We start from the raw sequence: 13,120 nt of genomic DNA, 5'->3' as shown, positions 1-13,120 counted from the left end.
TCGGTCGGGAGTGGATCAGGCCTGGACGGTCTCGTCGACCTGCTCGTGCTCGAGCGCCCGGTTGCGGGTCTCGGGCAGCAGCGACACGCAGACCAGCGACAGCACGCCGATCAGCGAGAGCATGACGCCGATCGCGAACGAGCCGAACGACGCCGCCAGGCTCGCGGCGAGCAGCGGCGGGATCGCCCCGCCCAGCACGCCGGCGAGGTTGTAGCCCAGCCCGGCACCGGTGTAGCGGTAGCGCGCGGCGAACAGCTCGGGCAGGTAGGACCCGGCCGGGCCGTACGCGATCGCGAAGATCACCATCGTGACCGACAGGCCGATCGCGAACGCCGTCGCGCTGCCGGTGTCCAGCAGCGGGAACAGCACGAGCGCCCAGACGATCCCGGCGACGCAGGACGTGCGGATGACGTTGCGCCGCCCGAACCGGTCCGACAGCACGCCCGCCACGACGATCGCGATGCCGAACACCACCGCCACCACGATCCCGATGCCCAGCACGACCGGGCGCGCGAGCGCCGCGCCGTCGGGGTTGGTGCCGTAGGAGGTCAGGTAGGCGGTGCCCATGTAGAAGAACGCGAACAGCATGGCCAGCGCGCCGGCCGAGAGCAGCACCTCGCGGGGCTGGGCGCGCACGGCGTCCAGGAACGGCAGGCGTCGCGACCGGTCCGGCGACGCCGCCTCGGCCTGCGCCCGCAGCTGGAGCTCCTTGAACGCGGGGGTCTCCTCGATCGAGAGCCGCACCCACAGCCCGACCCCGACGAGCAGGATCGAGAGCAGGAACGGGATCCGCCAGCCGTAGGACAGGAACGCCTCGTCGGTGTCGCCCATGACGAGGCCGGTGATGAGGAACGTGGCCGACGACAGCGCGAAGGCGATCGCCGGGCCGAGCTGCGGGAAGACCCCGTACAGCCCGCGCTTCTCCTTCGGGGCGTACTCGGCCGTGAGCAGCGTCGCCCCGGCCCACTCCCCGCCGACGGCGAAGCCCTGCGCGAACCGCAGCACCACCAGGATGATCGGCGCGGCCACACCGATGGTCTCGGCGCCGGGCAGCAGCCCGATGAGGACGGTCGCGATGCCCATCAGCAGCAGCGTCGAGATCAGGGTGCGCTTGCGGCCGATGCGGTCGCCGTAGTGGCCGAACACGATCGCGCCGACGGGGCGGGCGAAGAACGCCACCGCGAACGTCGCGAACGAGGCGACGATGCCGGCCGTGGAGCCCAGCGCGGGGAAGAAGACCTTCGGGAACACCAGCGCGGCGGCGGTGCCGTAGATGAAGAAGTCGTAGAACTCGATCGTCGTGCCGGCGCAGCTCGCGGCCGCGACCCGGCCGAGCGGCACCGGCGGGGACGGCGTCCGTCCCGGGGAAGACGTGGTGGACATCGGGGAGCTCCTCGGCGTTCGGTGCACAACGGCATCCGCAGCGTCACCGCTCCCGGGCGGGGCGCACTACCGACCGAAGTCGGTAGAGGCGGCACAACTCCGGGCCGGGTCACTCGTTGGACCAGCGACGACGCCGTCAGCGGGCCGCGCCCGCCCCGACCGGGAGGAGCCCGCCGTGCTCGACGACGACACGGTGTCCCGGGCCGTGGACCGGGTACTCGCGCAGCGCCTGGCCGATCTCCGCAGCCGGACCGGCCTGCCCGTGGTCTTCGGCGGCAGCACCCGGTCGGCCCCCGACGGCCAGCAGCTCACGATCAACCGCCTCGCCGGCACGCTCGGCGACTCGCTGCGGCTGCTCAGCGTCATCACCGGCCGCGGCCTGGGCGGCGCCGCGATGGCCCGCAAGGTGCCGTGCCGCGTCTCCGACTACGCCTCCACCACCGGCATCACGCACGACTACGACCACGTCGTCGTCGAGCACGAGCGCCTGACCTCGATCCTGGCCTACCCGCTGCTCGTGCACGGGACGGTGCGCGGCGTCCTCTACGGCGCCGTGCGCGAGGACGCGCCGATCGGCGACGTCGCCGTCCGGAACGCGGGGGTCGTCGCGGCCACCATCACGCGCGACGTGACCGCGCTGCTCGACCGGCACCCGCCGGCCACCGCGACGCCCCGCTGGGCCGGCGAGCTCGGCGCGGGCGCCCTCGAGGAGCTCGCTGCCCTCGCCCGCACCACGTCCGACCCGGAGCTCCGCGCGCGGCTTCGGCGCATCCACGAGGACCTCGCCGGGCCGGCCGGGCAGCCTCCCCGCCCGGCGGAGGGCCCCTCGCTGTCACCGCGGGAGGTCGAGGCCCTGCGGCTCGTCGCGGTCGGGTCGACGAACGCCGAGATCGCCGCGCAGCTCGGCATCTCGGTGCCCACGGTGAAGGCCTACCTGCACAGCGCCATGCGCAAGCTCGACGTCCACAACCGCGGCCGGGCCGTCGTCGTGGCGCGGGAGGCCGGGCTGCTCTGACGCGCGTGCGCCGTCAGGCCCCCGGCGTCCGGGCGCGGAAGCGCAGGCGGTCGCCGTCGCTGTCCACCAGCACCTCGGCGAACCCGGCGGCGCGCAGGCGGGCGGGGAGCCCGGCGGGGTCGACCGGCACGAACACGTCGTCGACGTGCAGGGCGCGGCGCGCCGGGGTGTCCTCGCCGTCGGTGCCGACGAGCAGGCCGCCCGGGCGCAGCACGCGGGCGACCTCCGCCAGCGCCCGGTCCTGCAGGTCGGGGTGCGGGATGTGGTGCAGCATCGTGAAGCAGGCCGCGGCGGAGAAGCGGCCGTCGGGCAGGGGCAGGGCGGTGGCGTCGCCCATCACGACGTCGACGGGCAGGCCCGCCGTCCGCGCCCGCAGGCCCTCGGCGAGCCGCTCGTCGATCTCGACGGCGGTGACGCGCGCCGCGCGCTCGACGAGCAGGTCGGTGACCAGGCCCGGCCCGGCGCCGATCTCCAGGACGTCGTCGCCGAGGTCGTCGTCGCCCAGGACCCAGGGCAGCAGCTCGTCCCGCACGAGCGACGCCCACCCCGCGCTGGCGCACAGCCGCAGGTGCTCCTCGTTCACCGCGCCGGGCCGCGCTGGACGACGTCGCTGACGGTGGCGACGTGCTCCTGCATCGCCCGCGCGGCCTCGAAGGGGTCGCGCGCGCGGATCGCCTCGGTGACGCGGCGGTGCCCGCCCAGCGCGTCGCGCGGGCGGTCCGGGCGCGACAGCGAGGCGATGCGGGTCTCCTTGATGAGGTCGCTGATCTCGTCCATCAGCCGGCCGAGCAGGCCCGAGTGGGCCGCGGCGGTGACGGCGGCGTGGAACTGCTCGTCGCCCTCGACACCCCGGCCACCCGCGGCGATGTCGCGCTCCATCTCGTCGAGCGAGGCCTCGATGGCCGCGAGGTCGTCGTCGGTGCGGCGCTCGGCGGCCAGCGCGGCGATCTTGGTCTCGAGCGCCTCGCGGGCGTCGATGATCTCCGGGAGCTGCTGCGCGTGCCGGCGCAGGGCGCTGACGATCTTCGCCGAGCCGCCGACGGGCTCGACCAGGATCACGCCGTCGCCGTGGCGCACCGCCACGATGCCGACGACCTCCATCGCCACGAGCGCCTGGCTGACCGTCGCCCGGCTCACCCCGAGGCGCGCGGCGAGCTCGCGCTCGGGGGGCAGGCGCTGCCCGACCTCGAGCCCGTTCTCGGTGATCCACTCCTGGATCTGGCTCACGACCTGCTCGTACAGGCGGGGGCGGACGACCGGCCGCAGCGTGCCTTCGACTGACATGGCGCCAGTCTATTGACATCTGGACGAGTCTGCTATTGGCTAGGCCACTCAGCCAACAGGCCAGCGTCCTCCGTCAACGTCGACGCCTGTTCTCACGGGCCCCGCGCCCTGGACTCAAGGACCGCCACATGTCACCCGAGCTGGTATCGATCATCGCGCTCGTGCTGCTGTTCGTCGTCGGCACCGTCCTGCCGATCAACATGGGGGCGCTCGGCTTCGTCGCCGCCTGGCTGGTCGGGATGTACGCGCTCGGCCTGACCGAGCGGGAGATCATCGCCGGGATCAGCGGCGACCTCGTGCTCACCCTGGTCGGCGTCACGTACCTCTTCGCGATCGCCCGCAACAACGGCACGGTCGACCTCATCGTGCGGGCCGCGGTGCGGTCGGTCGGCGGGCGGGTGGTGCTCATCCCCTGGGTGATGTTCAGCGTCACCGCCGTGCTCACCGCGATCGGCGCGGCCAGCCCGGCCGCCTGCGCGATCGTCGGGCCCATCGCGCTCGGTTTCGCGGGCAAGTACAGGATCAACCCGCTGATGATGGGCATGCTCGTCGTGCACGGGGCGCAGGCCGGCGGCTTCTCCCCCATCAGCATCTACGGCGTCATCACGAACTCGGTGATGGCGGAGAACGGCCTCCCGGTCGACGAGATGACCATCTTCCTGGCCAGCCTGCTGTTCAACCTCGCCATCGCCGTCGCGCTGTTCTTCACCCTCGGCGGCCGGCAGCTCCGGTCGCAGCGCCTGGGCCGCGACGAGCTCGACGAGAGCGGCCCGGCGACCGGCGGCCCGGCGGGCGGCGGGGCCGCCGGGGGCGCCGTCACGCTGACGAAGGGCGCCACGGCCACGGCCGTCGAGGCCCCGGCCGACCAGCGCCGGCGCCTCGCCGACCAGGTCATCACGCTCGTGGCGTTCGCCGCCGTCGCCTTCGTCGCGCTGGTCTTCGAGCGCAACATCGGCTTCACCGCGATCACCGCCGCCGTCATCCTCACCGCACTGTTCCCGAAGGAGCAGAAGGGCGCCATCAAGCAGATCGCGTGGCCGACGGTCCTGCTCGTCGCGGGGGTCAGCACGTTCGCGACCATCCTCAACACGGCCGGGGCCCCGGAGGCCGTCGGCGTCTGGGCGGCCGGTCTGGGCGCGGTCCTCGTCGGCGCGCTGGTCCTCTGCTACGTCGGCGGCATCACCTCGGCCTTCGCCTCGTCGACGGCCCTGCTGCCGATCATCGTGCCGATCTCGATCCCGCTGATCGCGTCCGGCGACGTCAGCGCGGTCGCCGTCGTGGCCGCGCTCGCCGTGGCCTCGACGATCGTCGACGTCAGCCCGTTCTCGACCAACGGCGCCCTGATGGTCGCCAACCGGCCCGACACCATCACCGAAGAGGCGTACTACCGCCAGGTCCTCTACTACAGCGTGATCGTCACGCTCGTCGGACCACTGCTCGCCTGGGCCGCCATCGTGGTCCCCGGCTGGATCTGAGAGGGATCACCATGACCGACACCGCACACGGCCCGCTGACCGGGACCCTCGTCGTCGACCTGTCCCGCGCGCTGGCCGGGCCGCACGCCACGATGATGCTCGGCGACCTCGGCGCCCGGATCATCAAGGTCGAGGTCCCCGGCACCGGCGACGACACCCGCGGCTGGGGCCCGCCCTTCGTGCAGCCACCGGGCACCGACGAGCCGGGCGCCCGCGAGTCCACGTACTTCCTCTCGGCCAACCGCAACAAGGAGTCGATCGCGCTCGACCTCAAGGCCGACGCCGACCGGCTGCTCCTGCTCGACCTCGTCCGCCGCGCCGACGTGCTGGTCGAGAACTTCCGCACCGGCGTGCTCGAGCGCCTCGGGCTCGGCGTCGACGTCCTGCGCGCCGCCAACCCCGGGCTGGTGGTCCTGTCGATCACCGGGTTCGGGCACGACGGGCCGGAGGGCGGCCGGTCCGGCTACGACCAGATCGCGCAGGGCGAGGCCGGCCTGATGTCGCTGACCGGCTCCGGCCCCGACGACCCGCAGAAGCTCGGCACGCCGATCGCGGACCTGCTCGCCGGGATGTACGGCGCGTACGGCGTGCTGGCCGCGCTGCGCGAGCGGGAGCGCACCGGCGCCGGGACCGTCGTGCGGACGTCGCTGCTCGCCGCCGTGGTCGGGGTGCACGGCTTCCAGTCGACGCGCTGGACCGTGGCGGGCGAGGTGGGGCGCGCCCAGGGCAACCACCACGCGTCGATCTCGCCGTACGGCCTGTTCCGCTGCGGCGACGGCGCCGTGCAGATCGCGGTCGGCAGCGAGGGCCTGTGGCAGCGCTTCTGCGCCGGCTTCGACCTGGACCCGGCCACGCCCGGGCTGGAGACCAACGGGCAGCGCGTCGCCCGCCGCGACGAGGTCATCGCGCTCGTCGAGCGGGTGTTCGCGGACTGGAAGGCGTCCGACCTGCTCGCGCACCTCGACCGGATCGGCGTCCCCGCGGGCAAGGTCCGCACGCTCGACGAGGTCTACGAGTGGGAGCAGACCCGCAGCCAGGGCCTGCTCGTCGACGTCGAGCACAGCACGCTCGGCACCGTCCGGCTCGCCGGGCCGCCGCTGCGGTTCTTCGACCACGACGGCCACGAGGTCACCCGGACCGCGCACACCGCGCCTCCGACGCTCGACGCCGACGGCACCGCCGTCCGCGCCTGGCTCGCCGCGAGCTGACACCCCGCCCGTCCCCCCGCCCGCCCGCTCGCCGATCGGAGGCTGCCGTGCAGCCGTTCGTGATCAACGGCCATGGCCGCATGGTCTTCCCGTCCAACTTCCTGCCCGAGCTCGACTTCACCCTGCTCGACGACCTCGACCAGCTCGGCGCCGTGATCCACCGCGACTTCGAGGCCAAGGCCCCCAGCGGCACCGAGATCCTGCGCCGGATCGAGGCGGGCGACCACTACGCCACCCGCTACGACGTGCTGCGCGACGTCGCGCTGAACCTGTTCTGGAGCAACCGCTTCACGATGACGATGTACGAGAAGCGCCCGACGCGGTGGCGCGACGTGCCGCGCCGGCGCGACGACGTGTTCCTGCCGGTCCTCACGCCGTGGGTCGACGCGGACCGCAAGGTCGCCGCCGTGCGGGACGTCTACGCGTCGCTGCCCGCCGCGTGGGAGGGCGACGCGGAGGACCGGATCTTCGACGTCCTGTTCGACGTGCTGCGCCACCGCCGCTTCCACGCCGCGGAGCTGCCGGCCGTCAAGCCGACGGTCGCGCAGGCGCTGGCCGACCCGACGAGCCTCACCTACCGGCTCACGTCCTACGACCCGGACCACCCGGTGTACGACCACCGGCGGATCCTCGACTGCGCGGAGGACGTGCCCGAGCTGGAGGCCCTGCACCGCTGGGCGATGGTGCTGCACGACCAGTACCCGTGGGACCGCGCGGCCACGACGCTGGCGCCGGTCGGCGACCTGCGCGACGACGACTACGTGGTCGTGCTGCACCCGCGCAACCGCGACGTGCTCGACTTCGTCCGCCGGGTGACCCGGGACGGCCGGCCCGCGGCGCGGCGCCGGATCGCCGACCACCCGCCGGCCCGCACCCGGCCGCCCGTGCGCCCCTACCCGCCGCTGCGGGTGCGGGAGCGCTTCGCCGTCCTGCCGAGGATCGAGGCGCTGACCGTGGTCCGCGGCGAGCACCTGTGCACCAACGACGACCTCATCCGCAACAGCGCCTACAGCTGGTCGCCGATGTCGGCGCAGGAGATCGTCGACAAGACCGGGATCGAGTCGCGCGTCTACACCGAGCGCCCGCTCGAGGACCTCGCGCTGGAGGCCGCGCAGGCCGCGCTGCGGCACGCGGGCCGCGAGCCCGAGGAGATCGGGGCCGTGCTGTTCTGCACGTGCACCAGCACGAAGCTGATGCCGTCGACCTCGACCTGGCTGTCGGGGCAGCTCGGCATGCAGCAGACGCACTCCTCGTGCGACGTCGTCGCCGCCTGCGCCGGCCTGCCCTACGGGCTCGCCGAGGCGACGCGGCTGCTGCAGGAGGTGGAGCGGCCCGTCCTGCTGGTGTGCGGCGAGAAGTTCTCCGACAAGATCGGCACCGGGCGCCCGGCCCGCATGATCTTCGGTGACGCCGCCGCGGCCATCGTGATCGCGCCGGCAGGCCCCGGCGAGCAGACCGACGTCGAGGTGCTGCAGACCTACGCGAGCGGCCCGGTCGAGGAGGTCAACTCGATCATCTGGCCCAACCCGGACTTCGACGGGAACGTCACCGTCCTGGGACCCGACGTGCGCGCGCTCGCCGGGCGCTACCTGCAGCAGATGATCGACGAGCTGCGCGACCAGAGCGACCCCGACGGCCGCGCGCCGACCCTGCTGGAGAGCATCGACCTCGTCGTCCCCCACCAGGCCAACAAGACGATGGTGCTGAAGCTCGCCGCCGCGGCGGGCCTCGCGGCCGACCGGCTGTTCTTCAACATCGAGACCGTCGGCAACACCTCGGCCGCGAGCATCCCGCTCGCGCTCGCCGACGCGAAGGCCCGCGGCGCGCTCACCGGGCCGATGCGGATCTTCGCCCCGGGCTTCGGCGCCGGAGCGGTGGGCGGGTACGCGGTGCTGCGGGTCGACCCGGCCGTCATCGCGCCCGAGCGGGTCTAGCCGGCGACCGCGGCGCGCGGGACGGACAGCCCGCGCGGCGCACCGGGGCGGTCGAGCAGGAGCACCCGCCCGCCCTTGGCCGCGGTCACGACGAGCACGTCGAGCCCCGGGCCCGCGAAGCACAGGTTGGTCGGGAAGGTCGGCTCCCCGAACGCGATCGTCTCGACCGGGCGGCCGTCGGGTTCGAAGACGAAGACCGCGTCGGCGTCCGGGGCGGCGGCGTACAGCCGCCCGGCGGCGTCGACCGCGAGCCCGTCCGGCCCCCCGGCCGGCAGGACGGCGGGCTCCCCCTCCGGGACGAGCCGGTCGCCGGTCCAGCGGTGGCGGGTCACCCGTCCCTCGTCGGTGCGGGCGAGGTGCAGCAGGTCGCCCCCCGGCCCGAGGGCGAGCCCGTTCGGGAAGGCGACCCCGTCGAGGAGCACCTCGGTCGTGCCGGTGCCCGGGTCGTGGGCGCAGAGCCGGCCGCCGGCCGCCCCCGGCGGGCCGGGATCGGTGAACCAGACGCGCCCGTCGGGTCCGGTGGCCAGGTCGTTGGGGGCCTGCGCCCCCGCCACGACGATGTCGTCGACACCGTCACCGACGATGCGCTGCAGCCCCGGCAGGACGGGGCGGCGGGAGCGGCTGGGGCGGACCGCACCGGCGTTCTGCGCGACCCAGACCGCACCGTCCGGCCCCTCGGCGAGCCCGTTCGGGCCACCACCGGTCTCGACCGTCCCCAGCACCCCTCCGCCGTCGAGGTCGATCTCGACGACCAGGCCGCGCGACATCGACACGGCGAGGAGGCGGTGGTCGGCCGTCCACAGCGGTCCCTCGGTGAAACCGATCCCCGCGGCCAGGGTGCGGGCGCTCACGCCCCGCCCCCGGTGAGCAGGTCGCGGATGCCCCGCTTGCTGACCTTGCCGGTGTCGGTCAGCGGGAGCTGGTCCTGGGAGAGGACGACGACGCGCGAGGGGACCTTGTACGCCGCGGCCCGCGCCCGGACGTGCGCCGTGAGCTCCGCGGCCAGGTCGTCTGCCACCGGGTGCGGCCCCCGCGCGACGACGGCGGCGGCCATCACCTCGTCGCCGGCGGGATCGGGCAGGCCCACCACGTAGGCCTGGTCGACGCCGGGATGGGTGGCGAGGAGCTCCTCGACCTCGAGCGGCGCGATGTTGATGCCCTTCACCTTGAGCATCTCCTTGCGCCGGCCGACGACGTGCAGCCGCCCGCCCTCGTCGAGGAGGCCGAGGTCGCCGGTCCGGAACCACCCGCCGGGCCGGAAGGCCCCGTCGTTCAGCTCGGGCCCGCCGAGGTAGTGGTCGATGACGCACCCGCGCAGCTCGACCTCCCCGGTCTCGCCCCCCGGCAGCGGGGTCCCGTCCTCAGCGGTGATCCGGATCTCCTGGGTCGGGACGACGGTGCCCGAGGTGCGCAGCCGGACGTCGAGCGGGTCGTGCGCGTCGGAGACCGTCGAGTGCCCGTAGCCCTCGGTCAACCCGTACATGCTGCAGATCTGCCGCACGCCGAGCTCCTCGGCGACCAGCCGCTTGTCCTCGGCCGTGAAACCGGTCGTGCCGGTGCGCAGCGCCGACAGGTCGTGCGCGCCGAACGAGGGCGCCGCGAGCAGGTTACGGGTGGTCGCGGCGAGGCCGTAGTAGACGGTGCAGCGCTCGCGGGCGAGGAAGGCCAGCGACCGGTCGCCGTCCACCCGCTCCTCCAGGCACAGCGTGACGCCGTGGGTGAGCGCGACGGGCAGGGCGTTCGCGCAGCCGTAGCCGAAGAAGAACGGGGCTGCGATCCACAGCCGGTCGCCGGGCACGAGGTGCTGGCGGCGGCCGATCTCGTACCCGTTGCGCAGGAGCTTGCCGTGCTCCAGCGGGACCGGCTTCGGCCGGGCGGTGCTGCCGCTGGTGAACAGCAGCAGTGCGAGGTCGGACGGGTCGGGGCCGGGCAGGGCGACCGGTTCGGCCCGGCCCGGCAGGTCCGTGCCGGACGGCCACAGGAGCGCGCCCAGGTAGTCGCCCGTCGCCGGGAACACCTCCGGCAGCCCGGCCCCGGCCAGCTCGGCCAGCACGTCGCGGCCGAACACCGTGGCGTCGGTGACCACCAGCCGGACGTCGCTGCCGCGCAGCACGTGCTCGAGCTCCGCCGCGCGGTACCAGGTGTTGACGGGCACGACCGTCAGCCCGGCCCGGTGCGCGGCGAGCGCCGCGGTGATCCAGCGCAGACCGTTGGGCAGCAGGATCCCGACCCGGTCGCCGCGACGCAGGCCCGCGGCGGTGAGGAAGGACGCGAACCGGGCGGTGCGGTCGGCGAGCTCGGCGTAGGTCAGCCGCCCCTCGGGCCCGACCACGGCCTCCGCGGACGGGGTCCGGGCGGCCAGGTCGTCGAGCACGGCGGGAACGGTCAGGGCGGTCGGGCCGGTGTCCTGCGGGGCGGGAGGTGCCGTCGGGACGCTCATCGCGCTGCTCCTTCGCGGTGGGGCGCGGATCGCGCCGTGGTGTCGGGACCGGGCGGGGTTGGGGGGAGGGCGGGGCGGAACACCACCCGAGGCGGATCGCTGCGGGCGTCGACCTCCGCGGTCACCGGGGCGCCGACGACGAGGCCGCCGGGTGCGCCGGGTGCCAAGCCGTCGGCCGCCGCGCCGACGAGGCGGGGCCCCTCGGCCAGCTCCACGACCAGCACCGCGTAGGGCGCGGGGTGCTCCGGGAGGTAGGTCCTGCGGAACACGGCGAACGACCAGAGGGTGCCGCGGCCGGACGCGGTGAACCACTCCGCGGCGTCCTCCGCTCCGCAGGACGGGCAGGTGCGCGGCAAGGGGAACGCGGGCAGGCCGCAGCCGCCGCACCGGGTCACCCGCAGCTCACCGCGGCGCAGCGCCGCGACGTGGGGCTCGACGTCCATCACGCCTCCGTCCCGAACAGCACCGACGACACGATGGGGGCCGCGCAGGCGTACTGCACGGTCCGGGCCCCGGTCACCTGGCGCCCGCCGCAGCCGCCCCGCAGCTGCCGGACCGCCTCCACGACGAGTCCCCATCCCTGCAGGTAGCCCTCCGACAGCTGCCCGCCGGAGGTGTTGACGGGCAGCTCGCCACCGAGGCCGATCCGGCCCCCGCCGATCCACTCCCCGGCCTCGCCGCGGCCGCAGAACCCGAGTCCCTCCAGCACGAACAGGACGTTCGGGCTGAAGTTGTCGTAGGCCATCAGCGCGTCGACGTCGCGGCGGTCGCGCCCGGCGCTGCGCAGCACGGCCTCCCCGACCTCCTGCAGCGCGCCGGCCCAGAAGTCGTCCGGCGGCAGGTCCGAGCCGACCATCCGGGCCCGCTGCGCCGCGCCCAGCACGTGCACCGGCGGGCGGGGCAGGTCACGGGCGCGGTCGGCGGCGGTGAGCACGAGCGCCGTGCCGCCGTCGTTGATCTGGCAGTAGTCCAGCACGTGCAGCGGCTCGACCACGTACCGCGACGCCAGGTAGTCCTCGACGGTGAGCGGTTCCCGGCGCAGCGCCGCCGGGTTGAGCCCGGCGTGGGCGCGGAACGTCGTCGCCACGGTCGCGAGCTGCTCCTCGCTCGTGCCGTGCAGGTGGCGGTGGCGCTGGAGCATGAGCGCGGAGAACGCACCGGGCGAGGTCATGCCGTAGGGGGCCGTGAGCGCCGGAGTGGTGCCGTAGCCCTCGCCCGCGGCGGTCGACCCCGAGCCACCCGCGCCGTAGGTGGCGCCCCGGGTGCGGCCGTCGTTGCCGTAGACGAGGGCGACGGTGCGGCACAGCCCGGCCCGGACGGCCGTGGCGGCCAGCTGGATCGCCGGCCCCGTCATCCGCCCCTCGGGCGGGACCTGCGCGGTCCAGACCGGGTCGAGGGCGTGCTCCGCGGCCAGCCCCTCGTAGCTGCGGACGCGGTGGGTCACCAGCCCGTCGACGTCGGCGGCGCCCAGGCCGGCGTCGTCGAGGGCGGCGCGCAGTGCCTCGCCGGCCAGGTCGTCGGCCGAACGGCCCAGCGCGCCGAACGCGGTGGTGCCGACGCCGACGACGGCGACGCCTGATCCGTCGTTCATCTGCGCCTCCTTCGGATACTTGATACAGAACGCACGCGTCGTGTTTCGCTCGGAAGAGCACGGCTCAGTCGGCCAGCACGCCCTTGCGCGTGAGCGCGGCGACCACCTGGTCGCCCTCCTGCTGGACGTGCTCCCGGTTCACCAGGTCGGCCTGCACCGCGTCGCCCGCCCGCAGCGCCGCGATGATCCGCGCGTGCCCCCGGTTGGCCTGCGGGCTCGCCGCCGCGGGGAGGCTGTAGACCTCGCGGGGCAGGTTCTGCGACAGGTGCCGCAGCACCGACAGCGTGCGCCGGCTCGCGCCCGTCTTGTTGATGAGCGCGTGGAACTCCCAGTTCAGGTCGTGCAGCAGGTCCGGGTCGTCGCTCGCGGTCATCTGCTCGTGCAGCTGCTCCAGCCGCTCGAGCACGGGCTCGGTGATCCTGCGGACCGCGCCGGCGGCCGCCATGCCCTGCGCCATGCCGTAGATCCGGTAGTGGTCGGCGATGTCCTCGGACCTGATCGGCACCACGAACGTGCCGCGGTGCGGCTCGGAGGCGACCAGGCCGTCGGCCTCGAGCGTGATCAGGGCCTCGCGGACCGGGAGGCGGCTGACGCCGAGCTCGGCGGCGATCGCGTCCTGGGGCACGCGCTGCTCGGCCTGCAGCCTCCCGTCGAAGATCATCGACCGGATGTGCTCGGCGACGTCGGCGCTCATCGCGCGGCGGTGGACCCGCGGTCGGGCACCGGACCGCGCCCGTCCGGTCACCGCCGCCCCCTCGGGTCGCCCCTGCACCTCTGGATAATCTATCAG

12 protein-coding genes are annotated in these 13,120 nt (G+C 74.4%); 4 read left to right on the top strand and 8 right to left on the bottom strand.

The annotated features are described in order from the left end of the window. Positions 1-15: 15 nt before the first annotated feature. On the bottom strand, positions 16-1,383 hold the full coding sequence (locus HOP40_RS14335) for an MFS transporter (RefSeq protein WP_172158714.1): 1,368 nt from the start codon (positions 1,381-1,383) through the stop codon (positions 16-18). 175 nt (positions 1,384-1,558) lie between these two features. On the opposite strand from HOP40_RS14335, the gene HOP40_RS14330 reads away from it, so the two are divergent. Further along, positions 1,559-2,398, top strand: a complete 840-nt coding sequence (locus HOP40_RS14330; RefSeq protein ID WP_205347195.1) for a helix-turn-helix transcriptional regulator — start codon at positions 1,559-1,561, stop codon at positions 2,396-2,398. Between the two features lie 13 nt (positions 2,399-2,411). Here HOP40_RS14330 and HOP40_RS14325 read toward each other — a convergent pair whose 3' ends face one another. Together HOP40_RS14325 and HOP40_RS14320 are read right to left on the bottom strand one after the other, a co-directional pair. Beyond that, entirely contained in the window at positions 2,412-2,981 is a 570-nt protein-coding gene (locus HOP40_RS14325) for a class I SAM-dependent methyltransferase (protein ID WP_172158712.1), read from the bottom strand. Then, positions 2,978-3,682: a FadR/GntR family transcriptional regulator gene (locus HOP40_RS14320; RefSeq protein WP_172158709.1), complete on the bottom strand. Its 705-nt coding sequence runs from the start codon at positions 3,680-3,682 to the stop codon at positions 2,978-2,980. The genes HOP40_RS14325 and HOP40_RS14320 overlap by 4 nt, the downstream gene beginning before the upstream one ends. A gap of 128 nt (positions 3,683-3,810) precedes the next feature. Between HOP40_RS14320 and HOP40_RS14315 the strand changes: the two genes are divergently transcribed. From HOP40_RS14315 to HOP40_RS14305, 3 genes are read left to right on the top strand one after another with little or no spacing between them, the layout of a single operon-like run. After that, complete coding sequence (locus HOP40_RS14315) at positions 3,811-5,157, top strand: SLC13 family permease (RefSeq protein ID WP_172158707.1); 1,347 nt, start codon at positions 3,811-3,813, stop codon at positions 5,155-5,157. An 11-nt stretch (positions 5,158-5,168) separates the two neighbouring features. Continuing rightward, positions 5,169-6,365: a CaiB/BaiF CoA transferase family protein gene (locus HOP40_RS14310; protein WP_172158704.1), complete on the top strand. Its 1,197-nt coding sequence runs from the start codon at positions 5,169-5,171 to the stop codon at positions 6,363-6,365. A 47-nt stretch (positions 6,366-6,412) separates the two neighbouring features. Further along, a complete protein-coding gene (locus tag HOP40_RS14305; protein ID WP_172158703.1) occupies positions 6,413-8,299 on the top strand; it encodes a 3-oxoacyl-[acyl-carrier-protein] synthase III C-terminal domain-containing protein in 1,887 nt (628 codons plus the stop codon). On the opposite strand, the gene HOP40_RS14300 is transcribed toward HOP40_RS14305, so the two are convergent. The 5 genes from HOP40_RS14300 to HOP40_RS14280 all read right to left on the bottom strand — a co-directional run bounded on the left by HOP40_RS14300 (position 8,296) and on the right by HOP40_RS14280 (position 13,024). Next, on the bottom strand, positions 8,296-9,150 hold the full coding sequence (locus HOP40_RS14300) for an SMP-30/gluconolactonase/LRE family protein (protein ID WP_172158702.1): 855 nt from the start codon (positions 9,148-9,150) through the stop codon (positions 8,296-8,298). The two genes, HOP40_RS14305 and HOP40_RS14300, sit on opposite strands and share 4 nt — an antisense overlap. Continuing rightward, positions 9,147-10,739 carry a class I adenylate-forming enzyme family protein gene (locus tag HOP40_RS14295; RefSeq protein WP_172158701.1) on the bottom strand — a complete coding sequence of 531 codons (1,593 nt, stop codon included), beginning with the start codon at positions 10,737-10,739 and terminating at the stop codon, positions 9,147-9,149. Before HOP40_RS14295 ends, HOP40_RS14300 begins: the two co-directional genes overlap by 4 nt. Next, on the bottom strand, positions 10,736-11,182 hold the full coding sequence (locus HOP40_RS14290; protein WP_172158700.1) for a Zn-ribbon domain-containing OB-fold protein: 447 nt from the start codon (positions 11,180-11,182) through the stop codon (positions 10,736-10,738). The genes HOP40_RS14295 and HOP40_RS14290 overlap by 4 nt, the downstream gene beginning before the upstream one ends. Next, positions 11,182-12,330 (bottom strand): thiolase family protein, encoded by a 1,149-nt coding sequence (locus HOP40_RS14285; protein ID WP_172158691.1) that lies wholly within the window; start codon positions 12,328-12,330, stop codon positions 11,182-11,184. The genes HOP40_RS14290 and HOP40_RS14285 overlap by 1 nt, the downstream gene beginning before the upstream one ends. Before the next feature lie 64 nt (positions 12,331-12,394). Further along, on the bottom strand, positions 12,395-13,024 hold the full coding sequence (locus HOP40_RS14280; RefSeq protein WP_172158688.1) for a GntR family transcriptional regulator: 630 nt from the start codon (positions 13,022-13,024) through the stop codon (positions 12,395-12,397). Between the last annotated feature and the right edge of the window lie 96 nt (positions 13,025-13,120).

Origin of the sequence: Pseudonocardia broussonetiae, from assembly GCF_013155125.1 — a bacterium.
Lineage (GTDB): Bacteria > Actinomycetota > Actinomycetes > Mycobacteriales > Pseudonocardiaceae > Pseudonocardia > Pseudonocardia broussonetiae.
Note: the sequence above shows the minus strand (reverse complement) of the source record. Positions and strands in the feature narration are given on the sequence as shown.

What these genes read in the sequence shown, in the direction of transcription:
- HOP40_RS14335 (WP_172158714.1), bottom strand. Translation starts at nt 1,383, where the DNA reads ATGTCCACCACGTCTTCCCCGGGACGGACGCCGTCCCCGCCGGTGCCG.
- HOP40_RS14320 (WP_172158709.1), bottom strand. Translation starts at nt 3,682, where the DNA reads ATGTCAGTCGAAGGCACGCTGCGGCCGGTCGTCCGCCCCCGCCTGTAC.
- HOP40_RS14315 (WP_172158707.1), top strand. Translation starts at nt 3,811, where the DNA reads ATGTCACCCGAGCTGGTATCGATCATCGCGCTCGTGCTGCTGTTCGTC.
- HOP40_RS14310 (WP_172158704.1), top strand. Translation starts at nt 5,169, where the DNA reads ATGACCGACACCGCACACGGCCCGCTGACCGGGACCCTCGTCGTCGAC.
- HOP40_RS14295 (WP_172158701.1), bottom strand. Translation starts at nt 10,739, where the DNA reads ATGAGCGTCCCGACGGCACCTCCCGCCCCGCAGGACACCGGCCCGACC.
- HOP40_RS14290 (WP_172158700.1), bottom strand. Translation starts at nt 11,182, where the DNA reads ATGGACGTCGAGCCCCACGTCGCGGCGCTGCGCCGCGGTGAGCTGCGG.
- HOP40_RS14285 (WP_172158691.1), bottom strand. Translation starts at nt 12,330, where the DNA reads ATGAACGACGGATCAGGCGTCGCCGTCGTCGGCGTCGGCACCACCGCG.
- HOP40_RS14280 (WP_172158688.1), bottom strand. Translation starts at nt 13,024, where the DNA reads ATGAGCGCCGACGTCGCCGAGCACATCCGGTCGATGATCTTCGACGGG.